Here is a 25,090-nt window from a genome sequence, read left to right on the forward strand (position 1 = left end):
CATCCGGCTAGCGTGACCGCATGACGAGCACCCCTGAGACGGATGCCCCGACCGCCCGCCACGCGGCGGACAGCCACGACCTCATCCGCGTGCGCGGCGCGCGCGAGAACAACCTCAAGGACGTGGACGTCGACCTGCCCAAGCGGCGGCTCACGGTGTTCACCGGCGTCTCGGGCTCGGGGAAGAGCTCGCTCGTGTTCGGCACCATCGCGGCCGAGTCGCAGCGCATGATCAACGAGACGTACCCGGCGTTCGTGCAGGGGTTCATGCCGAACCTGCCGCGCCCGGACGTGGACGTGCTCGAGGGGCTGACCACCGCGATCATCGTCGACCAGGAGCGCATGGGCGCGAACTCGCGCTCGACGGTCGGCACCGCGACGGACGTCAACGCGAAGCTGCGCATCCTGTTCTCGCGCCTGGGCACGCCGTACATCGGCTCGTCGCAGGCGTTCGCGTTCAACATCCCGACCGTGCGCGGCGGCGGGGCGATCACGGTCGAGGGTGCGCACGGCGCGAAGACCGAGCGTCGCTCGTTCACGCAGCTCGGCGGCATGTGCCCGCGCTGCGAGGGCATGGGCTCGGTCACGGACTTCGACCTCACCGCGCTGTTCGACGCGAGCAAGTCGCTCAACGAGGGTGCGCTGACCATCCCCGGCTACACGATGGACGGCTGGTACGGCCGCATCTTCCGGGAGTGCGGGTACTTCGACCCCGACAAGCCTCTGGGGCAGTTCACCAAGAAGGAGCTCGACGACCTGCTCTACAAGGAGGCCGTCAAGATCAAGGTCGAGGGCATCAACGTCACGTACGAGGGCCTGGTCCCGCGCATCCAGAAGTCGTTCCTGTCCAAGGACCGCGAGGCGATGCAGCCGCACATCCGCGCGTTCGTGGACCGCGCGATCACGTTCACCACGTGCCCCGAGTGCGACGGCACCCGGCTCAACGAGACCGCGCGCTCGTCGACGATCGACGGCATCTCGATCGCCGACGCGTGCGCGATGCAGATCAGCGACCTCGCGCAGTGGGTGCGCGGCCTCTCCGCGCCGTCGCTCGCACCCCTGCTGACGTCCCTGTCCGAGACGCTCGACTCGTTCGTCGACATCGGCCTCGGCTACCTGAGCCTCGACCGGCCCGCGGGCACGCTGTCCGGCGGCGAGGCGCAGCGCACCAAGATGATCCGGCACCTCGGCTCGTCGCTCACCGACGTCACGTACGTGTTCGACGAGCCGACGATCGGGCTGCACCCGCACGACGTGCAGCGCATGAACGACCTGCTGCTGCAGCTGCGGGACAAGGGCAACACCGTGCTGGTCGTCGAGCACAAGCCCGAGTCCATCGAGATCGCCGACCACGTGGTCGACCTCGGCCCGCGCGCGGGATCCGCCGGCGGGCAGGTGTGCTTCGAGGGGACGGTCGAGGCGCTGCGCGCGTCCGGCACGCTCACCGGCCGCCACCTCGACGACCGTGCCCGGCTCAAGGACGAGGTGCGCACGCCGACCGGCGCGATCGAGATCCGCGGCGCGAGCACGCACAACCTGCAGCACGTCGACGTGGACGTCCCGCTCGGCGTGCTCGTCGTCGTCACCGGCGTCGCCGGGTCCGGCAAGAGCTCGCTGATCCACGGCTCGCTCGGCAGGCGCGACGACGTCGTCGAGATCGACCAGTCGGCCATCCGCGGCTCCCGCCGCAGCAACCCCGCGACGTACACGGGGCTGCTCGAGCCGATCCGCAAGGCGTTCGCCAAGGCCAACGGGGTCAAGCCCGCGCTGTTCAGCGCGAACTCCGAGGGCGCGTGCCCCGCGTGCAACGGCGCGGGCGTGATCTACACGGACCTCGCGATGATGGGCGGCGTCACCACGCCGTGCGAGGAGTGCGAGGGCCGGCGCTTCCAGGCCGCGGTGCTCGAGTACACGCTCGGCGGGCGGAGCATCGCCGACGTGCTCGACATGCCCGTCGCGGAGGCCGAGCGGTTCTTCGCCGAGGGGGAGGCTCGCACGCCCGCCGCGCACGCGATCCTCGACCGGCTCGTCGACGTCGGGCTCGGCTACCTGAGCCTCGGACAGCCGCTCACGACCCTGTCCGGCGGCGAGCGCCAGCGCCTCAAGCTCGCGACGCACATGGGCGACAAGGGCGGGGTCTACGTGCTCGACGAGCCCACGTCCGGTCTGCACCTCGCGGACGTCGAGCAGTTGCTCGCGCTCCTGGACCGGCTGGTCGACTCGGGGAAGTCGGTCGTCGTGATCGAGCACCACCAGGCGGTCATGGCGCACGCGGACTGGATCATCGACCTGGGCCCGGGCGCGGGCCACGACGGTGGTCGCGTGGTGTTCGAGGGCACGCCCGCCGCGCTCGTCGCCGACGGGGCCACGCTCACGGGCGAGCACCTCGCCCGGTACGTCGGGGTGGCGGCTCAGACCACGTAGGTGCGGGGTGCGGTGCCCGGGTCGGTGAGCACGCCGCCGACGTGGCCGGTGGGCACCGTGACGTCGGTGGGGACCGTGAGGTCGTCGGTCGGGTCCGGGCGCACCTCGTCGCGCAGGCGGCTCATGCGCGCGTCGAGGTCCGCCGCGACACGCGCCGCGTCGTCGATCTCGGCGCGCAGGTGCGCCGGCATGTCCGCGGAGTACTTGTAGCGGAGCTTGTGCTCCATGCTCGCCCAGAAGTCCATCGCGATCGTGCGGATCTGCAGCTCGACGGGGATGTGCTCGGTGTGCCGGGACAGGAACACCGGCACCTGCACGATGAGGTGCAGCGACCGGTAGCCGTTCGGCTTCGGGTTCGCGATGTAGTCCTTCGTCGTCAGCACCGTGAGGTCCGGCTGCGCGCTGAGCATCTGCGCGATCCAGTACACGTCCGAGACGAACGAGCACGTGATCCGGATGCCGGCGATGTCGCGGATGCTCGCCCGGATCGCGGGGACCGTGAGGTCCACGCCCTGCCGCAGCGCCTTGCTGAGCAGGCTGTCGGGCGACTTCAGGCGCGAGCGGACGTGCTCGATCGGGTTGTAGTCGTACATCGTCGCGAACTCGTCGCGCAGGATCGCGATCTTCGTCGAGACCTCGTCGATGCCGAACTGGTAGTACATCTGCAGGCGCTGGAACTCGTCGCCCACCTCCCGCAGGCGGGCGAAGACCTCGCCCGCGTCGACGGTCACCCCGGTTCGGCCCGCGAGGTCGCGCAGGCGGGTCTCGACCTGCGTCTGCAGCGCGGCGTGGGTCTCGGCGGGCACGGGGTCCTCCAGGTGGTGCGTCGATCGTCGTCCCTCACGCTAACGAGCGTGGGAGCCGACGAGTGCCGCAGAAGGTCCCGCCGGTCCGCGTCAGACCGGGTGCCCGTCGTCGTCGGTCTGCGACGCCTGCGTGGAGAACTTCGAGACGAACACCGCGTACCCGCCGTCGTCGCGCTGCACCAGCGTCGCGCCGTCCTGCCAGATCCCGTTCTCGTCCCACCACGGCGAGCCCGCGGGGTCGCCCTGGTTCTGGTGGATGTTGTGCACGCCGAGGCCGCTGGTGAACGGCTCGCCGTAGACGAGCACGCGGGCCCCGACGACGAGCACGGACTCGAGCGCGGTCGACGCCGCGAGGTGGTCGCCCGCGGTCCACGGGTTCGACAGCAGCCGGATCAGCGCCTCGAGCCACCCGGGTGGTCGCGTGACGAACAGGCAGCCGGTGCGCGGTCGGAACGCGGGGTGGCGGATGAGGTCGACCGCGCCGCTCGTCGGGACCGACGCCAACGGGTGGAACCCGGGGGAGAGGGCCGCGACCGGCCCGAGGTCCGTGGGGTTCACGCCGAACGTGCGCCACTGCACGCCCACCGACGAGCCCGCGGCGTCCACGTCGATCGCGCACCGGTACGTCCCCGCGGGCGCCTGCACCCGCAGGTTCACGTGGTACCACCGGCCCTGGTCGTCGGGCGTGTCCCGCTGGTGCGAGAGCAGCGTGCCGACCAGCACCCCGTAGCCGTGGTCGAGAGGCATGCCACCAGCGTGCGCCCGCGCGTCGGCGGGCACCAGGATGAGATCCGGCGAGATGGGATCCGGCGAGATGGGATCCGGCGAACGGGATCAAAGGCCCATGCCCGTGCGCCGGGGGCGGGGTATGCCGGAGGTGAGCAGCACCGCGCGTCGGCCCCGAGCCGTCAGAGCGACGACTGCCGGTGCACGGCTGTTCGTGAGGACGTGGGGGCCATGATCACCGAGCAGCGGGCCACCGAGGACCAGGTCGCCCAGGAACAGGAAGACCAGAAGCGCGCGACGCCCGGGCCGGGCTGGCTCGTCGTCGGCGACGACCGCGGCGAGGCGTCGGCGGCGCTGTGGGGCTGGGTCGCGGCGCAGCCGTGGCCGGGCTGGCGGGTGACCGCCGTGACGGCGCGGCCCCGCGCGGACGAGTCACCGGGCGAGCGTGCGAAGCCGCACGCGTGGAGCCCGGAGCCGCCGCGCGAGCTGCCCGACAACCACGTGGAGCACCTCGTCGCGGAGGCGGACCCGCGCGTGGTGCTCGACGGGTACGACGACGCGGACCTCGTGGTCGTGGGGCCGCGCGGGCGCGGGCTGCTCAAGCGGCTGGGGCTGGGCAGCACGGCCGAGTGGCTCGTCTCGTCGCACCGGCCGCTGACGCCCGTGCTCGTCGCGCGCGGGACGGAGCCCGTGGAGCACGTGATGGTGTGCGCGGACGGCTCGCCGGACTCGGTCGACGCGGTCCGCACGCTCGCGCGGCTGCCCCTGCTGCAGGGCGCGCGCTTGACGGTCGTCGGTGTCGACACGGTGGAGGGCCACGAGACCGACGCGGTGACCGCGGCGGCGCACGTGCTGCGCGACGCGGGTGCGGGCGAGGTCCGCACGCTGCTCGTCGGCGCGGTGCCGATGACGGTCACGTTCGACGTGCGCCCGACGATCCTCGGCATGGTCGACAAGCTCGAGCCGGACCTCGTCGTCGTCGGGACGCGGGGCCTGGGCGGGCTGCGCCGGGCGGTGCTCGGCTCGACCGCGGAGGCCGTGGTGCACCACGCGACGTGCTCGGTGCTGGTGGGGCGCGCGACGCTGCGCTCCTGAGGTCGACCGCGGGCCGCGGACGGGCGGTGCGGAAGCGCTTCGACGTCGCGTCGAAGTGCCACTACCCACCGGCCGTCCGGTATGTCAGGATCACGCCAGTCGTTCACCGGCCCGGGGGCGGTGGCGAGGCGACGAGGCCTCGCGCGCGCCCTGCGTCGACCGGTGCGTGGCAGCACGCCCGACCCGCACGGACAGGACCAGGTGATCACGTGATCGTCGACACGCACGCCCACGTGTGGGACCCGGCCCGGGTCCACTACCCGTGGCTGCGGCCGGGCATGGGCCCGCTGCTCGGCACGTTCGGCTACCCGGACCTGGCCGCGCACCTGGACGACGAGCACGAGCTCGAGTCGTGCGACCGCGGCGAGCACGTGCGCGCGGTCCTCGTGCAGGCCGCCGACGACCCGCGCGACGTCGAGGTCATGGCGGACGTCGCCGCCGACGAGCCGCGCGTCGCCGGGCTCGTGGTGTGGGCGCCGGTCGACCGACCCGAGCTCGTCGAGGGCGAGGTCGAGCGGGCCGGCGTGATCGCCGCGGACGCCGGCACGCGCGTCGTCGGCGTGCGGACCATGCAGCACCGGCACGAGGGCGGGGCGTGGCTCGCGCGCCCCGAGACCGACGCCGGCCTCGCCGTGCTCGACGGTCTCGGGCTCGCCTACGAGTGCCTGGTGACGACGCCCGAGGGGCTCGCGCAGCTGCCCGCGGTCGCCGAACGGCACCCGGGCCTTCGGCTCGTCGTCGACCACCTCGGCAGCCCGCCCCTCGGCGACCCCGACGGCCTCGCGCGGTGGCGCGAGCTGCTCGCACCCCTCGCGGAGCACCCCGCGGTCGTCGCCAAGCTGTCCGGCCTCTTCCCGCGCGGCGTGCCCGCCCGCGAGTACGCCGACTCGGTGCGCGAGGTCGTCGACGTCGCGCTCGAGCTGTTCGGGCCGCGCCGGCTCATGCTCGGCTCGGCGTGGCCCGTCTCGCTCGTGCACGGCGGACCCGCGCTCGCGTGCCTCGCCGTGGACGCGGCCCTGCAGGCCGCGCTCGACGGCGACGAGCTGCTCGAGGTCCGCGCCGGGACGGCGTCGGACGTCTACGGCCTCGCGACCGTCTCGAGCTAGATGCTGTAGGGCGTCTCCGGCTCGACGACGACCGACGGCTCGTCGTGCGAGCGGCCCGTCGCGGACCGCGCCGCGTCGACCGCCTTGTCCTTGAGCGCGACACCCTGCTGCTTCGCGAAGTCGAGCGCCTGCTCCTCGACGTCCTTCACCACACCCTGGACCTTCGGGTGCCGCCAGGCCTCACCGGCCTTCTCGCCCGCCTTGCCCAGCAGGTCGCGACCCTTGCGCGTCGCCAGCAGGTACCCGAAGCCGACGCCGACGACGAACGTGCCGATCCTCCCGCTCACACGACCACCTCCCGATGAACAAGCCGTCGCGACCCCGCGCCGCGCGGACCGTCCGACCCTAACCAGCCTCTCCCCCTCGCGCGCGGCGGGGAGCCGCCTTCTTTCGGCGCAGAACCCGCCCGCCCCCCGGTGCGCCACGTGCCAGAGTCTTGCCATGGAGCGAGCGCGGCGGACGAAGGACCGGCTCGTCGTCCTTCTCGTCGCGTTCGGCGTCCTGGTCCTGGTCCCCGTCCTCGCAGTCGTCGTGCTGCTCGGGCCGTGGGGTGCGTCCGACGACCGGGAGCCGCCGGACGGGCTTCCCGCGCAGTGGGCGACGGACGACGGCAGGGCCGACGAGACGCGGTGGGTGTCCGTGCGGCTGGAGGCCGACGGGACCGCCGACCTCTGGAACGTGCCGCTCTGGGACGGGCAGGGCGAGTGCGACCCGGCAAGCCTGCGCGTCTACTCCGGGCTGGCGTCGTGGACGTACGACGGGGGCTTCACGGTCTCGGTGCCGGACCTCGGCTCCGTGGACCTGCTGCCCACCGCACGGCTCGGCAGGACGGTCTGGGAGAAGGTCGGCTTGGCATCGTGCGGACCGCAGTCGCCTCAGGACCGGCTGGTGTTCCTCGTCGGCGGCGGCCCGGACGGCGACCTCGGCGACCCACGCGACCGCACGTCATGACCGGGTCGTGCTCGGCCTCTAGCCTGCCTCGCCCCCTCGCGTACGGCGGGAAGCCACGTCCGTCGCGGCTCCGCTGGTCGCCACGGTCGCATGCTCGCACTAGGTGTCCAGAGCGCGGACGGGGGTGGGCGTGGTGCGAGGCGCAGGAGTCTGCTGCCTAGAGTGAGTTGGTGAGGTCTCTCGTCGTCGACACGACGCCCCTGAAGATCAGTCCCGACTTCCGGCGTCTTTGGCTGGGGCTGTCGGTGGCGAACCTGGGGACGCAGCTGACGGTCGTCGCAGTCGGGCTGCAGGTGTACGGGATCACGGGCTCGACGCTGTCGGTCGGCGTGCTGGGGATGTTCGCGCTGGTGCCGCTGGTCGTGTTCGGGCTGTACGGCGGCGCGATCGTCGACCACTACGACCGGCGCAAGGTGGCGCTGGTCGCGTCGGTGGTGTCGTGGGTGGCGATCATGGTGCTCGCGGTGCAGGGCTGGGCGGGCAACGAGCACGTGGGGCTGCTGTACGGGCTGACGGCGGTGCAGTCGGGCGCGAACGCGGTGAACTCGCCGGCGCGGTCGGCGATCATCCCGCGGTTGCTGGAGCCGCGGCTGATGCCGGCCGCGAACGCGTTGCAGACCATCGGGTTCCAGGTGGCGTTGACGGTGGGGCCGCTGCTGGGGGCGGTGCTCGCGTCGGTCGACTACGGGTTGGCGTACACGGTGGACGCGGTGCTGTTCACGTTCGCGCTGGGGGCGGTGTTCCGGCTGCCCCCGGTGCTGCCGGAGCCGTCGGAGAACCGGCGGGAGCGTGTCGGGATCGCGTCGGTGGTCGACGGGTTGCGGTACCTCGGCACGCAGCCGGACGTGCGCATGACGTTCCTGGTGGACCTGTGCGCGATGGTCCTGGCGATGCCGCGCGTGGTGTTCCCCGCGGTGGGCATCTGGTATTTGGGCGGCGGTGAGACGACGACCGGCATCCTGACGGCGGCGCTCGCGGTGGGGGCGGTGACGTCGGGTCTGCTGTCGGGCGGGTTGGCGCGCGTGCGGTGGCAGGGTCGCGTGATCACGTGGGCGATCACGGGGTGGGGTGCGTCGATCGTCGCGTTCGGGCTGGTGCTCGTCGTCGTCGGGCGGGACCGTCCGGAGAACGTGCTGTGGGGTGCGCTGGCGATCGCGTGCCTGACGCTCGTCGCGGCGGGTGCGTCCGACGAGGTGAGCGCGATCTTCCGGCAGACGATCCTGCAGACCGCGACGCCCGACGACATGCGCGGGCGGCTGCAGGGCGTGTTCATCGTGGTGGTCGCGGGCGGCCCGCGCCTGGGGGACGTGGTGATCGGGTCGCTGTCGTCCGCGGTGGGCGAGGGGTGGGCCGTCGTCATCGGCGGGCTGCTGTGCGTGGCGGCGCTGTGGGTGCTGGTGCGCACGCAGCGCACGTTCTGGCGGTACGACGCGCGTGGGGTCATGTCCGTCCCCGCGTGACGACCGACGAGCCGGACCGCGTCAGCCGCCGACCGTCACCAGCCCGGACTCGTACGCGACGACGACGAGCTGCGTGCGGGTCGTGCAGCCGAGCTTGCGCAGCAGCGCGTGCACGTGCGCCTTCACGGTCGCCTCGCCGACGCCGAGCGCGTCGGCGACGTCCTGGTTGGTCCCGCCGCGCGCGACGGCGAGCAGCACGTCCCGCTCGCGCTGCGTCAGGGTCCCGACGAACGTCGCGGCCGCCCCGGTGCCCGCGGGCGCGGCCCCGGTGGACCCGGCCGCGAGCCACTGCTCGACGACCACCCCGGTCACCTTCGGGTCGAGCACCTGACCTCCGGCGCGCACGCGGTGCACGGCGTCGACGAGCGCGGCGGGCTCGGCGTCCTTGAGCAGGAACGCGTGCGCGCCGGCGCGCAGCGCACCGGTCACGTACTCCTCGTCGTCGAACGTCGTCAGCACGACGACGCGCACGTCCGCCAGCGCGGGGTCTGCGCGGATGAGGCGGGTCGCCTCGACGCCGTCGGTGCCCGGCATGCGGATGTCGAGCAGCACCACGTCCGGCCGTGCGGCGCGCACGACGTCGAGCGCGGCGGCGCCGTCGGCGGCCTCGCCGACGACCTCGAGGTCCGGCTCGTGGTCGAGGATCATCCGCAGCCCCAGGCGGATGGTGGGCTGGTCGTCGACGACGACCACCCGGGTCACGTCGGGCCGGGTCACGTCGGGCCGGGTCACGTCAGGCATCGGCGGCCTCTCGTCGGGGCGCGAGCCGCGCCGGGTCCTCGGGCAGACGGTCCAGGGGGACGACGAGCCGCACGCGCCACCCGCCGCCCGTGACGGCACCCGCGATCACGGTGGCGCCGGCCGCGGCGGCGCGCTCGCGCATGTGCAGCAGGCCGCTGCCGCCGAGGCCCGTCCCGGGCGTGGGCGGGCGCGGGGGACCGGGGTCGGTGACCTCCAGGACCACGTCCGTCGCGGTGCGCACCAGCGTCACGGTGGCGTGCGTCGCGGCGGAGTGCACGAGCACGTTCGTCAGCGCCTCCTGCGCGACGCGCACCACCGCGAGCCCGACCTGCGGCGCACAGGCCGGTAGCGGGTTGGGCAGCGTCGCGCGCACGTCCAGGCCCGCCTCGCGGACGCGCGCGAGCACCCCGGGCAGCGCGTCGAGACCCGCGGTCGGGGCGTACGGCGCGCTCTCGTCGTCGGCGGCACGCAGCACGCGCACCACCGACCGCATCGCGTCGAGCGCCTCCTTGCCCGCGGGTGCGATCCACCGCACGGCCTCGCGCGGCGCGTCGGGCTGCGCGTCCGCGACGCGGTCCGCGGCCTGCGCGCGCACGACGATCGCCGACACGTGGTGCGCCACCACGTCGTGCAGCTCGCGCGCGATGCGCGTGCGCTCCGCGGCGACCGCCTCGTTCGCGCGGACCTCCTGCAGCGCGACGAGCTGCGCGTTGCGCTCCGCGAGCGACGCGGACGTGCGGGCCAACCGGTGCACCATCGCGCCGAGCAACGCGGCCGCGACGACGAGCGCCACGAGCTGCACCGCGGCCGACAGGTCGACCACGGGGTGCCAGTCCCACACCGACAGACCCCACGCGGCGTTCGCGACACCCGCCTGCAGCGCCACACCGAGGGTCCCGACGACGAGCGCCGCGAGCAGCGGCGGCTCCGCACCCGCCCGCGTCACGGCGTACGTGGTCACGAGCAGCGGGACCACGTGCAGGAACGACGGCATCCGCCCGCCGTCCAGCACGAACGTGTACGAGACCACGTACCCGACCGTCACGAGCCAGAACCCGGCCCGCGCAGCCCACCGCCGCACCGCGAGCGCCGCGACCAGCCCGAGCCCCGCGCACCACCATGCCGCCGACGACGCCGGGATCCAGTAGTCCCACCGGCTCGCGACGACCAGCCCGACCGACCACAGCGCACCCACCCCTGCCGCGACGAGCAGGTCCTCGCGCCGCACGTCTCGCCGCGTGGCCCGCGCGTCCCGCGGCCGGGTGCCGCGCCGGGGTGCGCGACCGGACGCGCGCGCGGGCGCGACAGCACGGTCGTCGGCGGACATGCCGCCAACGTACGCGCCGGGACCCGGCCCGATCACGCGTCCCGCGGGTGACCCGGCCTCCACCCCAGGGTGGAGACGCACGCGTCACGACGACCGCAGGGTGGGACCGTGGTCGACCCTCGGACGGGTTCTGACCAGGCACGGAACCCGACCCCGGCCCGACGCCGCCGCCCCGGCCGTCCCGGGAGCCTGGACGCCATGACGACGAGCACCGGGCCGCAGTGGCCCACCACCCCGGCGGCCGAGCACGGCACGCCACCTGAGCCGAGGACCGCGCGCTCGGGTCACGCCGCCTGGGGCGAGGTCGTGCCGGGGCCGCTCGCGGCGTCCGTCGCGCAGGAGGGAGCGCGGCGCAGGCGTCGCCGCGGCACGGTGCTCGTCGTCGTCCTGGCGGTCGTCACGTGGTTCGGCGTGCGCTGGGCGGAGGAGGCGTTCGCCGGGTCGCAGGGGGATCCGTCGACCGCGCCCGGGGTCGTGGTGGGTGCGGCCGGGGACGACGAGGCGGGCGGGGCGGGCGACGCGCCGGCCCCGCCGCCGACGTCGGACGACGACGACCCGGCCGACGAGCCGGACACCGGCACCCCGGACACCGGCACCCCGGACGACACCGCGATCCAGGCGGTCGTCGACGAGCTCACCGCCGTCGGCATCGACGAGGACCTCGCCCGCCGCTACGCCCGCGCGGACGCCGCCGCGGCGCGTGAGGGCGTCGCGATGCACATCACCTCGGGCCGACGCACCGCGGCCGAGCAGCGGGCGCTGTTCGACGACGCGGTGGCGCGGTACGGCTCGGTGCACGAGGCGCAGCGCTGGGTGCTGCCCGCCGACAGGTCCGCGCACGTCGCGGGCACCGCGGTCGACGTGGGCGGCACCGAGGCGGCGCTGTGGCTCGGCGAGCACGGGCAGGAGTTCGGGCTGTGCCGCGTGTACGCCAACGAGATCTGGCACTTCGAGGCCATGCCCGACGGCGCGGACCGCTGCCCGGACCTCCTGCCCGACTCCTCGTCGGGCTGGTGAGTCTCAGAGCTGGTTGATGCGCAGGTGGTTGCCTGCGGGGTCGCGCACGGCCGCGTCGCGCAGCCCCCACGGCTGGTCGGTGGGCTCCTGCGTGATCTCCGCACCGGCGGCCGAGAGCTTCTCGAACGTGGCGGCCAGGTCGCGCGTCGCGAGGATCAGGCTCGCGTACGAGCCCTTCGCCATGAGCTCGACGATCGTGCGGCGCTCGTCGTCGGTCAGGCCCGGGTCGACGGCCGGCGGGTGCAGCACGATCGACACGTCGGGCTGCTCGGGGGAGCCGATGGTGATCCACCGCATCGACCCCTGGCCGACGTCGTTGCGGACCTCGAAGCCCAGCACGTCGCGGTAGAACGCGAGCGAGGCGTCGGGGTCGTCGGCGGGAAGGAACGTGGAGTGCACGAAGAGGGTCATGCGCGCCACGCTAGGAGAGCGGCGCCGCCGCTGCTTCTCGATTCCTGACCGCTTCCTGGGCCGACTCCCCGGCCGCACCTCGGGTCGAGCGCCGCACGGGCCGCAGCACCTGGCGCGCCTGGCAGCTCGGGATGCCCGCGGGCACGCCGTGCTCGTCGGCCGCGGCCCGCCGCCGGTACTCGCTGGGCGACATCCCGACGAGCTCGGAGAACCGCGTCGAGAACGTCCCGAGCGACTGGCACCCGACCGCGAAGCACACGTCCGTCACGCTCAGCCCGCCCAGGCGCAGCAGGTGCATCGCCCGCTCGATGCGCCGCGTCATGAGGTAGCTGTACGGCGACTCGCCGTACGCGGCGCGGAACGTGCGGCTCAGGTGCCCCGACGAGACGTTGATGCCGCGCGCGAGCGCGTCGACGTCGAGCGGCTGCGCGTACTCCCGGTCGATCCGGTCCCGCACGCGGCGCAGCTGCGCGAGCTCGCGCAGGCGCGGGTCGGTCGACGGCGTCACGGCTCCAGTGTGTCCCGGACGGGGGCGTCGTCGCGATGGCCCGCCGCGAGCTCGTCGGCCAGGCGGTTGCGGTGCCCGGCGCGCAGCGGACGCAGCGCGGACACCGTCGCGACGAGCGCGGCGACGCCCGCGACGACCACGACGAGGAACCCGCCGTGCGAGCCGTCCGCGTCGATCCGCGTGCCCGCGATCGACGACCCGATGGACACCCCGACGCCGAGCGACGTCCCGACCCACGTCAGCCCCTCGGTCAGACGCGTGCGCGGCACGATCTCCTGCACGAGCCCGTTGCCGTTGATGAGCGTCGGCGCGATCGCGAACCCGGTGACGAACATGACCACCGCGAGCATCCACAGCGAGCTCACCAGCACGAACAGCGACACCCCGATCGCGAGCGCGACCATCCCGACGCCGAACCGCGCCCACAGCGGCTGTGCCCAGCGCCGCGCGCCGTACAGCAGCCCGGACACGAGCGACCCGGCCGCGAACACCGCGAGGATGAAGCCCGCCGCGGACTTGCGGCCGGCCTCCTCGGCGAACGCGACGGTCGAGACGTCGGTCGCGCCGAAGATCGCGCCGAGCGCGAGGAACACGACGACGAGCACGAGCATCCCCGGCAGCCGCACGAGCGACCCGCCGGCCGCGTCCGCGTGGTGCGGCGTCGGCGGCGGCTCGGTGCGCTTCTGCAGCAGGAACCACGTCCCGCCGAGCACCGCGGACACCAGCGGCACGACGATGCCGGCGGTGGGCGCCACGTTCGTCGCGAGCAGCGTGGCGGCGGCCGGGCCGACGATGAACACGACCTCGTCGAGGGCGGACTCCAACGAGTACGCGGTGTGCATGGCGTCCGCGTCGCGCTTGATGAGATGGGACCAGCGCGCGCGCACGAGCGACCCGAACTGCCCGGTCACGCCCGCGACGACCGCGGTCACGTACAGCACCGGCTCGGGCGCCTCGAGCTGCAGCGCGGCGACGAGCGCGCTCAGCCCCGCGCCGCTGATCACGAGCGTCGGGAACATGACGCGCGCCTGGCCGTGCCGGTCGACCAGCCGCGCGATGAGCGGCGCGGTCAGCGCGGACGTGACGACGAGGACCGCCGACACCCGGCCCGCGAGCGCGTACGAGTCGTAGATCGCGGAGACCGCGAGCACGATGCCGATCCCCACCATGGAGATGGGCAGTCGCGCCAGGACCCCGGCGGCCGAGAAGGCGAGGGCTCCAGGTCGGGAGAGAAGGTCGCGGTACGGCCGGAACACCCTGCCATGGTCGCACCCGCCGCCCACGCCGGCCGCACGCAATACCCGACACCCGGACGGCGGACTGTGACCGTTCCCGGTCGGGCCTCTAGAGTGCCCCCGATGGACACCACCGGGAACCCGCGCCGACGGCCCACGATCCGCGACGTCGCGGCCGCGGCCGGCGTCTCGCGCGGGACGGTGTCACGCGTCATCAACGGCGGCCACTGGGTGTCACCCGAGGCGCTCGCGGCGGTGCAGGAGGCGATCCGCACCACCGGGTACAAGACCAACCAGCACGCCCGCAGCCTCGTCACGGGCCGGTCCAACTCCGTGGCGTTCCTGCTCACCGAACCGCAGCACCTGCTGTTCGAGGACCCCAACTTCTCGATCCTGCTGCGCGGCGCCGCGACCGAGCTCGCCGCCCGCGGCATGCCGCTGCTCCTCATGGTCGCCGGCACGCCCGACGAGCAGGAGCAGATGCTCGGCTACGTCGGCGCGGGCCACGTCGACGGGGTGCTGCTCATCTCGTCGCACGCCGGCTCGCCCGTGCTGCGCGAGCTCGTCGCGCTCGACATCCCCACCATCGCGTGCGGGATCCCGCTCGGCTTCGAGCAGAAGGTCGGGTACGTCGCGGCCGACGACCTGGGCGGCGCGCGCATCATGACGCGCCACCTCCTGGACTCCGGGCGGCAGCGCATCGCGATGATCACCGGCCCCATGGACACCCCCGGCGGACGGCTGCGCCTCGAGGGGTACCGCCTCGAGCTGGGCGACCGGTACGACGAGACGCTCGTCGTGCACGGCGACTACCTGCGCTCGGGCGGCATCCGCGCGACCGCCGAGCTGCTCGAGCGCCGGCCCGACCTGGACGCGATCTTCGCCGCGAACGACCTCGCGGCCTCCGGCGCGCTGCTCGCGCTCGCGGACGCCGGCCGGTCCGTGCCCGACGACGTCGCGGTCGCGGGGTTCGACGACGCGGGCATCGCCGCCGCGACCACCCCGCCCCTGACGACGATGCGGCAGCCGTTCGAGCGGATCAGCGCCGAGATGGTGCGCCTGCTGCTGGAGGTCGTCGACGGCAAGTCGTCCGCCGCCGTGACGCTGCCCGCGTCCCTCGTCGTGCGCGAGTCCACGGACCCGACCGCCACCCAGCCCGGACGCTGACCGCGGTCCCCGCCGACGCGCGGGGCGCGACCCGCGGGCCGCACCCCGACGCCGTGCGCGTCAGCCCGCGAGCGCGGCGGACACCACGTCCTTCGCCTCGGCCTGCACCTGCGCGAGGTGCTCGGCCGACACGAACGACTCGGCGTAGATCTTGTAGACGTCCTCGGTGCCCGACGGCCGCGCGGCGAACCACGCGTCGTCGGTGACGACCTTGAGCCCGCCGATCGACGCGCCGTTGCCGGGCGCCTCGGTCAGCCGCGCGGTGATCGCGCCGCCTGCGAGCGTCGTCGCCGTCACCTGCTCCGGGGACAGTGCGGCGAGCTTCGCCTTCTCGTCACGGGACGCGGCCGCGTCGATGCGCGCGTACCAGGACTCGCCGAGCTCGTCGACGAGCGCGCGGTGGTGCTCCGACGGCGACCTCCCGGTGGTCGCGAGGATCTCCGAGGCCAGCAGGCACGCGATCGGACCGTCCTTGTCGGTGGTCCACACCGTGCCGTCCGTGCGCAGGAACGACGCGCCCGCGGACTCCTCGCCACCGAACCCGACCGACCCGTCGATCAGCCCGGGCACGAACCACTTGAACCCCACCGGGACCTCGACCACGCGGCGGCCCAGCTTCGCGCCCACGCGGTCCACGAGCGAGGACGAGACGAGCGTCTTGCCGATCGCCGCGTCGGGCGACCAGCCCGGGCGAGCACCGCCGTACAGGTAGGCGATCATCACCGCGAGGTAGTGGTTCGGGTTCAGCAGCCCGCCGTCCGGGGTCACGATGCCGTGCCGGTCGGAGTCCGCGTCGTTGCCCGTCGCGATGTCGTACGGCGCCGGCCCGTCGCCCGCCGTCATGCGGGACACCAGCGACGCCATCGCGTACGGCGACGAGCAGTCCATGCGGATCTTGCCGTCCCAGTCGAGCGTCATGAACGGCCAGCGCGGGTCCACGCTCGGGTTCACGACCGTCAGGTCCAGCCCGTACCGCTCGCCGATCACGCCCCAGTACTCGGCCATCGCCCCGCCGAGCGGGTCCGCGCCGATCCGCACGCCCGCCGACCGGATCGCGTCCAGGTCGACCACGTTCGCCAGGTCGTCCACGTACGCGGTCAGGTAGTCGTGCCGCTTGACCAGGGGCGACGTGATCGCGCGGTCGTACGCGACGCGCGGCACGTTCCGCCACCCGCCCGCGAGCAGCTCGTTCGCACGCTTCGCGATCGGGCCCGTCGCCTCGCCGCCCGCGGGGCCGCCGTGCGGCGGGTTGTACTTGAAGCCGCCGTCCGCGGGCGGGTTGTGCGACGGGGTCACGACGATGCCGTCGGCCAGCCCCGGACCGAGCGTGCGGACCCCGGCGGCGGTGCCCGCCCCGTTGTGCCGCAGGATCGCGAGCGACACCGCGGGCGTCGGCGTGAACGAGTCACGTGCGTCGACGTGCACCTCGACGCCGTTCGCGACCAGCACCTCGATCGCGGTGCGCTGCGCCGGCTCCGACAGCCCGTGCGTGTCCCGGCCGATGAACAGCGGGCCGTCCGTGCCCTGGCTGCGCCGGTACTCCACGATCGCCTGGGTGATCGCGACGATGTGCGCCTCGTTGAACGCGGTCCGCAGCGACGAGCCGCGGTGCCCGCTCGTGCCGAACACGACCTGCTGGTCGGGGTCGCTCGGGTCCGGCACGCGGTCGTAGTAGGCGCCGACGAGCGCGTCGACGTCGATGAGGTCCTCGGGCTGAGCAGGGGTTCCGGCGCGGGGATGCATGCCCACATCCAACCCCGCCACCCGCCCGCTCCGCACCCCCCGACGGCCCCGCCCTGCGTCACACCACCCGCCCCACACCACCCGCCCCACCCCGCCCGCCCCACCCCGCCGACCACGACCCCGCCATCCCTCCGGCTCAGCCCCGCCACACCCGGAGCAACCACGGGGTCGTCGGACACCTCTCCCGCGACCCCGCGCTTCTTCCGGCTCGGCCCGGTCATAGCCGGAGCAACCGCGGGGTCGTGGGGAGGGTGCGTGAGCCCGTCATCGCTCCGGCTCAGCGGTCCCGTTGCCGGAGCGACCACGGGGTCGTCGGACTGGTTGCGCGCGACCCCGCGCTTCCTCCGGTTCAGCCCCGCTGATCGCGGAGCAACCGCGGGGTCGTGAGGAGGGCGGGGGACGGGGCTGGGCGGAGGGGGAACGGGTGGGCCGGTAGGCTCGCGGGCATGGCCAAGGGTTCTGTGGAGTTCGTGCTGCGTCCGTTCGAGGGGCTCCCCGGCGAGCCCGACTGGGTCGCGCTCAAGGAGGTCGTGCCCGCCGCGACGGCGACGGCGCGCACCACGAAGGAGTACGGCGCGAAGGACGTCCTCGTCACGACGATCCTGCCGCAGGCATGGCCCGCGCTGCACCGCTCCGACGGTGTGATCCTGCTGGCGCTGCAGACCACGTCCAGCTCAGGCGACGCGAGCCGCGACCTGGCCGCCGCGCTGATCGAGGCGCTCGACGTCGAGCCCGGCACCGCGATCGAGACCACCGGGCTGCCCGAGGCCGGCCCGCGCCTGCAGGACGTGCTCGACCTGTCGGTGCCGTTCGAGGTCACCGTGCAGGACTCGTTCTCCTACTGGCTCGCGCCCGACGTCGAGCGCACCGCGGACCTCGAGGCCGCGATCGAGGACGCCGACGCGGGCATCATCGACACCGCGAAGGTCGCGGCGGTCGAGTCGGCGTACTGGTGCCGCATGGGCGCCAAGGAGTTCCTGCGCTGGGCGCAGCCGCACGACGAGCAGACGGTCCTGGACGGCCTCGCGCGCCTGCACGCCAAGCGTGAGTCGGGCTTCGCGGGAGGCAAGTTCATCGGCTACTTCCGGTCGAGCGGGCTCGTCGTGCCGGTGTGGGAGCTCGCGCGCGGGACCGAGGCGGAGGAGCTCGAGGAGCCCGTCGGCCAGTTCGCGCCCGCGTTCGAGGCGGCGCTCGCGAGCACGGAGCCGCTCGACGCGAACGAGCGCCGCGCCCGCGCGGGCCTCGTCGCGCGCCAGGTCACGCTGCGCTGACCGACCTCACGTCCGCCGCGGCCCGGTCGTCTTCCTCGTGGAGACCGCCGGGCCGCGGCGTGTCAGGAGGCTGTCAGAGGGAGGGGCCATGCTGGACCCGGGGGTGAGGCGTATGGACGTGGGTCGGCACTCGAGCTGGCACTCGAGGTGGCACACCGTCGTGACGAGCCCGATCGGGCCCGTGTCCGTGGGCGTCGTCGACGACGACGAGGGTGCGGCGGTCACGCACGTGCGGATGACCCGGTCCGACGACCACGCGGCCGACCCGTTCGCGGACCTCACGAGCACGCGCGTCGTACCCGACGACCACCCCCTGCTGCGCGAGGCGGTCGACCAGCTCGACGCGTACTTCGCGGGCGCGCTGCACGACTTCGACCTGCCGCTGCGCCCGGTCGGCTCGGCGTTCCAGCAGCGTGTGTGGGAGGGGCTGCGGCGCATCCCGTACGGCACGACGACGACGTACGGCGCGCTCGCGGCCGCGATCGGGCTCGACCCGCGCACGTCGTCGCGCGCGGTCGGCGCCGCCAACGGGGCCAACCGCATCGCGATCGTCGTGCCGTGCCACCGCGTGATCGGCGCGGACGGCACGCTCACGGGCTTCGCGGCGGGCGTGGACCGCAAGCGCGCGCTGCTGGACCTCGAGTCCGGCAGCGCCGTGGCCACCCTCTTCTGAGCGCGGGCTGGTCGGAGGGGGCGGGCGCCGCACGGAACTTCCCGCGGTGTGACCGAACCGTTCTGACGCGCGGCGCGCGCGTCAGTAGGCTGAGCGCCGTGACGCCCCCCGCCCCGGCCGACCGCGCAGGCGACCCGCCCGCGACCGAGCCCGCCTCGACCGAGCACGCCGACAAGCCCCGGGCGCGCGGCAGCCGGGTCCGCCAGCGGGTCGCGGTGATCATCCCCGCCAAGGACGAGTCCCGCCGCATCGCGGCGACGGTGCGCTCGGCCAAGGCGATCCCGCACGTCGACCTCGTGCTCGTCGTCGACGACGGCTCCGAGGACAACACGCAGCACGTGGCGCGCGAGGCGGGCGCGGTCGTCGTGCGGCACTCGCACAACCGCGGCAAGGCCGCCGCGATGGAGACCGGGGCCGCGGTCGTCGCGATGCGCGACGCCCCGGACCGTCCCGCGCGCGTCCTGCTGTTCATCGACGGCGACCTCGCGGAGACCGCGGTCAACACCGCGCCGCTCGTCCCGCCGGTGCTCGAGGGGCACGCGGACCTGGCGATCGCGAACCTGCCGCCGCAGCCCGGTGCCGGTGGCCGCGGGCTCGTCGTCGGGGCCGCGCGGCGCGCGATCGCTTCGCTCACCGGCTGGACGCCGAACCAGCCGCTGTCCGGCATGCGTTGCCTGACACGCGAGGCGTTCGAGGCGGCGACGCCGCTCGCGCACGGCTGGGGCGTGGAGACGGGCATGACGATCGACCTGCTGCGCCAGGGGTTCCGCGTGGTCGAGGTCCCGTGCGACCTGCGGCACCGCCCGTCGGGCAGCGACCTGCGCGGCCAGCTGCACCGCGCGGCGCAGTACCGCGACGTGCAGCTCGCGGCGAACGCGCGGCGTGTGCGGGCGGCGGCGGGCGCGGTGCGCCGGTCGGTCTCGTCCGCGCAGTCGCCCACGCACCGCTGACCGCGCCGCTGGCCGGGCAGCCGCCGGCCGGGCGGCCGCTGGTCGGGCGCTGCGGACCCGCGCACGGGGTGGCCCCCTACCCTGGTCCGGTGCCCGCGCTGACCCCTGACCGTGCACCGGCGCGTCCTCGGGCGGCTCTGGTGCGCGCGTTGGCGCTGCTCGCCGCGCTGCTCGTCGGACTGCTCGGCGGTGCCGCGGGACTCGTCGTCGGCGCCGCACCCGCGCGCGCGGACGAGGCGCCCGCGCCCGCCCAGCCCGTCGTGCTCGTCGGGGTCGGCGGGCTGCACTGGGACGACGTCGAGCGATCCGGCACGCCCACGCTGTGGCGGATGGTCGACGAGGGCGCGGTCGGCTCGATCTCGGTGCACACGTCGTCGGCGCAGATGTGCCGGCTCGGCGGCTGGCTGACGATCTCCGCGGGCCGCCGCGTGCCGCCGGTGCCCGCCGACGAGGGGGTCCTCGCGCAGCAGGGTGAGGACGACGGCACCGACGAGGCGATCGACGACTGCCCGCCGATGCCGGGGGTGAGCGCGAGCGACGAGGTCCCCGGTCCGGCGGTCGTCACGGGGTGGACCGACCTGGTCGACCCGCCGTCCGACGAGGTCCCCGCCGGCAGCTACGGGACGCCCGGCACGGTCGCGACGCTGGTCGACCCGACGGGCGAGTGCACCACGGCCGTCGGTCCGGGTGCGGCGCTCGCGCTCGCGGACACCACGGGCCGGCTCGACCGGTACGCGCTGCGCCTCGGCGACGTGCCCGACGACGCGCTGTCGGCCTGCGCGGTCACGGTGCTGGACGCGGGCGAGCTGCCCGCCGACCGCACCGAGCGGCGGGACGCGCTGTCGCTGCTCGACGAGGACCTGCGCCGGGTCCTGGCGCTCGTCGACCCGGGCACGCGCGTGGTCGTCGCGGGCACGTCCGACGGCCCGACGGGGGAGACGGGCCTGCAGGCGGTGCTCCAGTGGCGTGCGGGCTCGTCGGCGCCGGGCTGGCTGACGTCGGACTCGACGCGGCGCACGGGCATCGTGACGCTCACGGACCTGTCGGCGACGCTGGTGCAGGCTGCGGGCGCGGACCCGGCCGAGCTCGACGGCGCGCCGCTGCAGGTCACGGAGCGGCGCACGAACGCGGACCGGACGGTCGAGAATCGCCGGTACCTGACCGAGATGACGACGATCGGCCCGCACCTCATGCCGCTGCTGCTCGCGGTCGTGGGGGTGGCCGCGGCGCTCGCGGTGGGCGCGGTGGTGCTGCTGCGCCGCCGGGGTCGGCAGCCGACGCCCGCGCTGCGGCGCGTGACGCTCGCGGTGCTGATGCTCGGGGTGTGCACGCCCGTGGGCGCGCAGCTCGCGGCGCTGTCGCGGTGGTGGGACTCGCCCGCGCCGCTGTTCGCCGCGGCCGGGTGGTGGGGCGTGGCGACGGTCGGTGCGGCGCTCGTCGTGTGGCTCGTGGCGCGTCTGCTGCCGGAGAGCCGGTGGCGGCTGGCCACAGCGGCCGCCGGGGTCACGTGGCTCGTGGTCACGGTCGACGGGCTCACGGGCACGGTCCTGCAGCAGGGCTCGGTGCTCGGCATCTCGACGCTCGGGGCGCGGTACTACGGGTTCGGCAACACGACGTTCGGCGTGTACGCCGCGGCGTCCCTGGTGCTGGCGGCGGGCGTCGCCGCGTACGCGGTGGAGCGCGGGCGGCGCAGCGCCGGCGTGCTCGCCGCGGCGGCGGTCGGTGCGGTGTCGGTCGTCGTCGACGGGTGGCCGGCGTTCGGTGCGGACTTCGGCGGCGTGCTCGCGCTCGTGCCCGCGTTCGCGGTGCTGGTGGTCGCGGTCGGCGGCGGGACGTTCGGCGCGCGGCGCGCGCTCGGCTACGTCGCGGCGGCGATCGGGGTGGTCGTGCTCGTGTCCGTCGTGGACTGGGCGCGGCCGGGCCGCGGCTCGCACCTGGGGCAGTTCGTGCAGCGCGTGCTCGACGGTGACGCGTTCGGCGTGGTCGCGGGCAAGGCCGCGGGTGCGTGGGCGACCGTGACGTCGCCCGTGGGGCTCGTCGCGACGATCGTGTGCGTCGCGCTGTGCGCGGTGCTCGTCGGCCCGGACCGCTGGCGCCCCGCGCCGCTGCGCCGCCTGTACGCGACGTGGCCGGGCCTGAGCCGGCTGCTGCTCGCGGTGGTCGTGGTCGCGGTGCTCGGCAGCCTGCTCAACGACTCCGGCGTGGTGGTCGCCTCGACGGTGCTCGCCCTGTCGGGTGGCCTGCTGCTCGCCTCGCTGGCCCAGCACCGGTGGGCGCACCTGCCCGACGAGCCCGCGCCCGTGCGTGCGCCGCTGCACCGCATGCCCGCGGTGCTCGTCGCGTCCGGCGGCGGCCTGCTCGCGACGCTCCTGCTCGCGACCGTCGTCGTGCCCCTGCCGGCGGCCGTCGCGGGCGACGTGACGGTCGGCGCGGGGCCGTCCGCGATGCCCGCCGACGCGCCCGTGGTGCTCGTCGGGACCACGGGTGTCGACTGGTCGGACGTCGACCGGACCACCACGCCCACGCTGTGGGGGCTGCTGCGCGACGGCGCACCCGCGGGCGGCGTCACCGCGGGGACGTCGGGCCGGAACTCGTGGTGCGAGTCCGGCGGGTGGCTCGCGCTGTCGTCCGGCCGGGCACCGATCTCGGGGACGACGACGAGCGGTCGCTGGTCGTGCGCGACGTGGGGGGTCGCGCAGGCGGGCGACGGCGCGAGCGTGCAGCACTGGGACGACCTGGTGGCGCTGCAGTCCCGCTCGGAGTTCAAGCCGCGCCTCGGCGCGCTCGGCGTGGGGCTCGCGGCCTCGGGCACGTGCGCGACCGCGGTCGGCCCGGGTGCGGCGCTCGCGCTCGCCGAGCCGGACGGGCGCGTGGCCCGCTACCGCACGCTCGACGAGGCGCTCACCGACGCCGACGACGCGTTCGCGTGCCCGACGACCGTGGTCGACGCGGGCTCGTCGGCCGTCGACCCGGTGCTCGTCGACGTGCTGGGCGAGGACGCCGTGACCGACGCGCTGCGGCGGGTCGACCGGGACGTCGCGCGCGTGCTGCGTGCGGTGCCCGACGACGCGACCGTGCTCCTCGTCGACACGGGGCTCGGCGAGCGGGGCCGACCGGCGCTGGGCGTCGGCATCGGGGATCCGGGCACGGGCTCGGGGTACCTCGGGTCGGCGTCGACGCGCTGGGTGGGCGTGTTCCGGCTGCTCGACGTGCCGGTCGCGCTGCTGTCGCACGCGGGGACGCGCGTGTCCGACGACTTCGCGGGCTCGCCCGTGCGTGTGGGCGAGGACCGGCCGGCGGCGGTCGCGACGACCGTGCGCCAGCTCGCGGACCTCACGACGCGCGACCAGGCGCTGCGCGGCACGTCGACGCCCGTGACGACCCCGCCGCTGGTGGTCGCGCTGCTCGTCGTGGTGGCCGCCGCGGTGCTCGGCCCGCGCCTGGCACGCCGCCGGTCCGCCCTGGCGGAGCGCTTGCGCCGCGCGGCCGACGCGCTCCTGCTCGTGCTCGCGGCGCTGCCCGTGGGGCTGTTCCTCATGACGACGACCTCGTGGTGGCGCTACGCCGACCCGGACCGCACGCTGTGGCTCGCGTGCGGCGCCGCGACCGCCGTGGTCGCCGGGGTGGCCGCGCTGGTGCCGCGCCGGCCGCTCACCGCGGGGCCGGGTGTCGTCGCGGGCGTCACGTTCGCGGTGCTCACGCTCGACGCCGTGCTCGGCACACCGCTGCACCGCGGCTCGCCGCAGGGCCCTGCGGTCACGCTCGGCGGCCGGTTCTACGGGTTCGGCAACCCGACCTACTCGTTCTACGTGGTCGCGGCGCTCGTCACCGCGGCGATCTGCGGGTACGCGCTCGTGCGGCGCGGCCGCCGCCTGCTCGGCACGCTCGTCGCCGCCGCGGTGTGCGGGATCGCGCTCGTCGTCGACCTGTGGCCCGCGCTCGGCGCGGACGTCGGTGGCGGCCTCGTGCTCGTGCCCGCCGGGCTCGTCGTCGTGCTCGGCGTCGCGGGCGTGCGCGTCACGTGGGTGCGGCTGCTCGTCGCGGGAGCGGCGGGCGTGCTCGTCGTCGGCGGCATCGCGGTGCTCGACTGGCTGCGGCCCGAGGCGGAGCGCACGCACCTGGGCGTGTTCGTGCAGCGCGTCGTCGACGGCTCCGCGTGGGAGACGGTCGCGCGCAAGCTCGGGTACGCGGCTGCGACGGTCACCACCGGGTGGGTCACGGTGCTCACGCTCGCGGTCGTCGTGCTCGCCGTGGTCGTGCTGTGGCCGCGCAGCCGCGTGCGCGTGCCGGCGTGGGACCTGCTCGAGCGCCGGTGGCCGCCCGCGCGGCCCGTCGTCGTCGGCCTGCTCGTCGCGGGCGTCGCGGGCGGGCTCGTCAACGACTACGGCGTGCGCATCGTGACCGTCATGCTCGTCGCCGCCGTGCCGCTGCTCGGGACCCTCGGGCTGCGCGCGGTCACCGACGGCTACCCTGCGAGCGACGACCCGAACCCTCGACCGGACGGCGACGATGTCCCAGCCTGAAGCCCTGCGCTACGCCTACCTCGGCCCCGACGGGACGTTCACCGAGGACGCGCTGCGCCAGGTCGTCTCGCCCGACGGGGCCGTGTACCTGCCGCAGCACGACGTGGCGTCCGCGATCGACGCGGTGCGCGAGGGCCGGGCGGACCGCGCGGTCGTCGCGATCGAGTCGACCGTCGAGGGCGGCGTCACCGCGACGCTCGACCGGCTCGCGACCGGCGACCCGCTGGTGATCCTGCGCGAGATGCTCGTGCCGGTGCAGTTCACGCTCGTCGCCGCACCGGGCGTCGCGTTGTCCGACGTGCGCCGCATCTCCGCGCACCCGCACGCGTGGGTGCAGTGCCGCCGGTGGCTCGCGCGTCACCTGCCCGACGTGGTGCACGTGCCCGCGACGTCGAACACCGCACCCGCGGCGCTCATCGCGCAGTCCGCGCCCGGCGACCCGGACCTCGGGTTCGACGCCGCGCTGGTCCCGCCGCGCGCGGTCGGCACGTACGGCCTGCAGGCGCTCGCGCAGGAGGTCGCCGACAACGTCGACGCCGCCACGCGCTTCGTGCTCATCGGCCCGCCCGGTGCGGTCCCGCCGCCCTCGGGCGCGGACAAGACGACGCTCGTCGTCCACCTGCCCGACAACGAGGCCGGTGCGCTGCTCGCGATGCTCGAGCAGTTCGCGACGCGGGGCGTGAACCTGTCGCGCATCGAGTCGCGGCCCATCGGCGACTCGCTCGGCCGCTACTCGTTCTCCATCGACGCCGAGGGGCACGTGACCGACGAGCGCGTGGGGGAGGCGCTCATGGGCCTGCACCGGCGCTGCCCGTACGTGCGGTTCCTCGGCTCGTACCCGCGCGCGGACGCCGTGCGGCCCACGGTGCACGTCGGGACGAGCGACGCCGACTTCCGGTCCGCGCGCGAGTGGCTCGCGCAGGTGCGCGGGGGCGCGACGACCTGACGGCCGCGCAG

At 74.8% G+C, this 25,090-nt stretch carries 21 protein-coding genes; 12 read left to right on the forward strand and 9 right to left on the reverse strand.

Features of this window, described 5'->3' with window-relative positions; translation table 11 throughout:
* Window positions 1-20: 20 nt before the first annotated feature.
* A complete protein-coding gene (locus tag F1D97_RS04515) occupies window positions 21-2,423 on the forward strand; it encodes an ATP-binding cassette domain-containing protein (protein WP_236122520.1) in 2,403 nt (800 codons plus the stop codon).
* On the opposite strand, the gene F1D97_RS04520 is transcribed toward F1D97_RS04515, so the two are convergent.
* Together F1D97_RS04520 and F1D97_RS04525 are read right to left on the reverse strand one after the other, a co-directional pair.
* Window positions 2,411-3,229 (reverse strand): GTP pyrophosphokinase family protein, encoded by an 819-nt coding sequence (locus F1D97_RS04520; protein ID WP_396022558.1) that lies wholly within the window; start codon window positions 3,227-3,229, stop codon window positions 2,411-2,413. The two genes, F1D97_RS04515 and F1D97_RS04520, sit on opposite strands and share 13 nt — an antisense overlap.
* Window positions 3,230-3,319: 90 nt before the next feature.
* Entirely contained in the window at window positions 3,320-3,976 is a 657-nt protein-coding gene (locus tag F1D97_RS04525; protein ID WP_236122521.1) for a DUF2278 family protein, read from the reverse strand.
* A gap of 210 nt (window positions 3,977-4,186) precedes the next feature.
* Between F1D97_RS04525 and F1D97_RS04530 the strand changes: the two genes are divergently transcribed.
* Both F1D97_RS04530 and F1D97_RS04535 read left to right on the forward strand, forming a co-directional pair.
* On the forward strand, window positions 4,187-5,050 hold the full coding sequence (locus F1D97_RS04530; RefSeq protein WP_236122522.1) for a universal stress protein: 864 nt from the start codon (window positions 4,187-4,189) through the stop codon (window positions 5,048-5,050).
* A gap of 209 nt (window positions 5,051-5,259) precedes the next feature.
* On the forward strand, window positions 5,260-6,156 hold the full coding sequence (locus F1D97_RS04535; protein ID WP_236122523.1) for an amidohydrolase family protein: 897 nt from the start codon (window positions 5,260-5,262) through the stop codon (window positions 6,154-6,156).
* Here F1D97_RS04535 and F1D97_RS04540 read toward each other — a convergent pair.
* Entirely contained in the window at window positions 6,153-6,443 is a 291-nt protein-coding gene (locus F1D97_RS04540; protein ID WP_236122524.1) for a YtxH domain-containing protein, read from the reverse strand. The genes F1D97_RS04535 and F1D97_RS04540 overlap by 4 nt on opposite strands.
* 154 nt (window positions 6,444-6,597) lie before the next feature.
* Between F1D97_RS04540 and F1D97_RS04545 the strand changes: the two genes are divergently transcribed.
* Together F1D97_RS04545 and F1D97_RS04550 are read left to right on the forward strand one after the other, a co-directional pair.
* Window positions 6,598-7,107 (forward strand): hypothetical protein, encoded by a 510-nt coding sequence (locus tag F1D97_RS04545; RefSeq protein WP_236122525.1) that lies wholly within the window; start codon window positions 6,598-6,600, stop codon window positions 7,105-7,107.
* 170 nt (window positions 7,108-7,277) lie between these two features.
* The gene (locus tag F1D97_RS04550) at window positions 7,278-8,567 is read left to right on the forward strand and encodes an MFS transporter (protein ID WP_236122526.1); all 1,290 of its coding nucleotides are present in this window, start codon (window positions 7,278-7,280) and stop codon (window positions 8,565-8,567) included.
* Between the two features lie 21 nt (window positions 8,568-8,588).
* Here F1D97_RS04550 and F1D97_RS04555 read toward each other — a convergent pair whose 3' ends face one another.
* Together F1D97_RS04555 and F1D97_RS04560 are read right to left on the reverse strand one after the other, a co-directional pair.
* A complete protein-coding gene (locus tag F1D97_RS04555) occupies window positions 8,589-9,308 on the reverse strand; it encodes a response regulator (protein WP_236122527.1) in 720 nt (239 codons plus the stop codon).
* On the reverse strand, window positions 9,301-10,635 hold the full coding sequence (locus F1D97_RS04560; protein WP_236122528.1) for a histidine kinase: 1,335 nt from the start codon (window positions 10,633-10,635) through the stop codon (window positions 9,301-9,303). Before F1D97_RS04560 ends, F1D97_RS04555 begins: the two co-directional genes overlap by 8 nt.
* A gap of 198 nt (window positions 10,636-10,833) precedes the next feature.
* On the opposite strand from F1D97_RS04560, the gene F1D97_RS04565 reads away from it, so the two are divergent.
* Window positions 10,834-11,652, forward strand: coding sequence for a M15 family metallopeptidase (locus F1D97_RS04565; protein WP_236122529.1), 819 nt, complete (start codon window positions 10,834-10,836; stop codon window positions 11,650-11,652).
* 3 nt (window positions 11,653-11,655) lie between these two features.
* Here the strand turns inward: F1D97_RS04565 and F1D97_RS04570 are convergent, their stop codons facing one another.
* From F1D97_RS04570 to F1D97_RS04580, 3 genes are read right to left on the reverse strand one after another with little or no spacing between them, the layout of a single operon-like run.
* Window positions 11,656-12,063 carry a VOC family protein gene (locus F1D97_RS04570; RefSeq protein ID WP_236122530.1) on the reverse strand — a complete coding sequence of 136 codons (408 nt, stop codon included), beginning with the start codon at window positions 12,061-12,063 and terminating at the stop codon, window positions 11,656-11,658.
* Window positions 12,064-12,073: 10 nt separating this feature from the next.
* Entirely contained in the window at window positions 12,074-12,571 is a 498-nt protein-coding gene (locus tag F1D97_RS04575) for a helix-turn-helix transcriptional regulator (RefSeq protein ID WP_236122531.1), read from the reverse strand.
* Window positions 12,568-13,740, reverse strand: a complete 1,173-nt coding sequence (locus tag F1D97_RS04580) for an MFS transporter (RefSeq protein ID WP_396022576.1) — start codon at window positions 13,738-13,740, stop codon at window positions 12,568-12,570. Before F1D97_RS04580 ends, F1D97_RS04575 begins: the two co-directional genes overlap by 4 nt.
* Before the next feature lie 189 nt (window positions 13,741-13,929).
* On the opposite strand from F1D97_RS04580, the gene F1D97_RS04585 reads away from it, so the two are divergent.
* A complete protein-coding gene (locus F1D97_RS04585; RefSeq protein WP_236122533.1) occupies window positions 13,930-14,973 on the forward strand; it encodes a LacI family DNA-binding transcriptional regulator in 1,044 nt (347 codons plus the stop codon).
* A 60-nt stretch (window positions 14,974-15,033) separates the two neighbouring features.
* On the opposite strand, the gene pgm is transcribed toward F1D97_RS04585, so the two are convergent.
* On the reverse strand, window positions 15,034-16,716 hold the full coding sequence (gene pgm / locus F1D97_RS04590) for a phosphoglucomutase (alpha-D-glucose-1,6-bisphosphate-dependent) (protein WP_236122534.1): 1,683 nt from the start codon (window positions 16,714-16,716) through the stop codon (window positions 15,034-15,036).
* A gap of 446 nt (window positions 16,717-17,162) precedes the next feature.
* Between pgm and F1D97_RS04595 the strand changes: the two genes are divergently transcribed.
* From F1D97_RS04595 to pheA, 5 genes are all read left to right on the forward strand, one after another.
* Window positions 17,163-17,987 carry a DUF5926 family protein gene (locus tag F1D97_RS04595; RefSeq protein ID WP_236122535.1) on the forward strand — a complete coding sequence of 275 codons (825 nt, stop codon included), beginning with the start codon at window positions 17,163-17,165 and terminating at the stop codon, window positions 17,985-17,987.
* Window positions 17,988-18,147: 160 nt separating this feature from the next.
* Window positions 18,148-18,660, forward strand: coding sequence for a methylated-DNA--[protein]-cysteine S-methyltransferase (locus F1D97_RS04600; protein ID WP_317618953.1), 513 nt, complete (start codon window positions 18,148-18,150; stop codon window positions 18,658-18,660).
* Window positions 18,661-18,758: 98 nt separating this feature from the next.
* A complete protein-coding gene (locus F1D97_RS04605; protein ID WP_396022559.1) occupies window positions 18,759-19,610 on the forward strand; it encodes a glycosyltransferase family 2 protein in 852 nt (283 codons plus the stop codon).
* 89 nt (window positions 19,611-19,699) lie between these two features.
* Entirely contained in the window at window positions 19,700-24,133 is a 4,434-nt protein-coding gene (locus F1D97_RS04610; RefSeq protein WP_236122536.1) for a hypothetical protein, read from the forward strand.
* Window positions 24,120-25,079: a prephenate dehydratase gene (gene pheA / locus F1D97_RS04615; RefSeq protein WP_236122537.1), complete on the forward strand. Its 960-nt coding sequence runs from the start codon at window positions 24,120-24,122 to the stop codon at window positions 25,077-25,079. Before F1D97_RS04610 ends, pheA begins: the two co-directional genes overlap by 14 nt.
* Window positions 25,080-25,090: the final 11 nt, after the last annotated feature.

The organism is Cellulomonas palmilytica (assembly GCF_021590045.1).
GTDB lineage: Bacteria > Actinomycetota > Actinomycetes > Actinomycetales > Cellulomonadaceae > Cellulomonas > Cellulomonas palmilytica.

Coding starts and splice junctions, on each gene's coding strand:
- F1D97_RS04515 (WP_236122520.1), top strand. CDS start 21: ATGACGAGCACCCCTGAGACGGATGCCCCGACCGCCCGCCACGCGGCG.
- F1D97_RS04525 (WP_236122521.1), bottom strand. CDS start 3,976: ATGCCTCTCGACCACGGCTACGGGGTGCTGGTCGGCACGCTGCTCTCG.
- F1D97_RS04530 (WP_236122522.1), top strand. CDS start 4,187: ATGATCACCGAGCAGCGGGCCACCGAGGACCAGGTCGCCCAGGAACAG.
- F1D97_RS04545 (WP_236122525.1), top strand. CDS start 6,598: ATGGAGCGAGCGCGGCGGACGAAGGACCGGCTCGTCGTCCTTCTCGTC.
- F1D97_RS04555 (WP_236122527.1), bottom strand. CDS start 9,308: ATGCCTGACGTGACCCGGCCCGACGTGACCCGGCCCGACGTGACCCGG.
- F1D97_RS04560 (WP_236122528.1), bottom strand. CDS start 10,635: ATGTCCGCCGACGACCGTGCTGTCGCGCCCGCGCGCGCGTCCGGTCGC.
- F1D97_RS04565 (WP_236122529.1), top strand. CDS start 10,834: ATGACGACGAGCACCGGGCCGCAGTGGCCCACCACCCCGGCGGCCGAG.
- F1D97_RS04570 (WP_236122530.1), bottom strand. CDS start 12,063: ATGACCCTCTTCGTGCACTCCACGTTCCTTCCCGCCGACGACCCCGAC.
- F1D97_RS04580 (WP_396022576.1), bottom strand. CDS start 13,740: ATGGTGGGGATCGGCATCGTGCTCGCGGTCTCCGCGATCTACGACTCG.
- F1D97_RS04585 (WP_236122533.1), top strand. CDS start 13,930: ATGGACACCACCGGGAACCCGCGCCGACGGCCCACGATCCGCGACGTC.
- pgm (WP_236122534.1), bottom strand. CDS start 16,716: ATGCATCCCCGCGCCGGAACCCCTGCTCAGCCCGAGGACCTCATCGAC.
- F1D97_RS04595 (WP_236122535.1), top strand. CDS start 17,163: ATGGCCAAGGGTTCTGTGGAGTTCGTGCTGCGTCCGTTCGAGGGGCTC.
- pheA (WP_236122537.1), top strand. CDS start 24,120: ATGTCCCAGCCTGAAGCCCTGCGCTACGCCTACCTCGGCCCCGACGGG.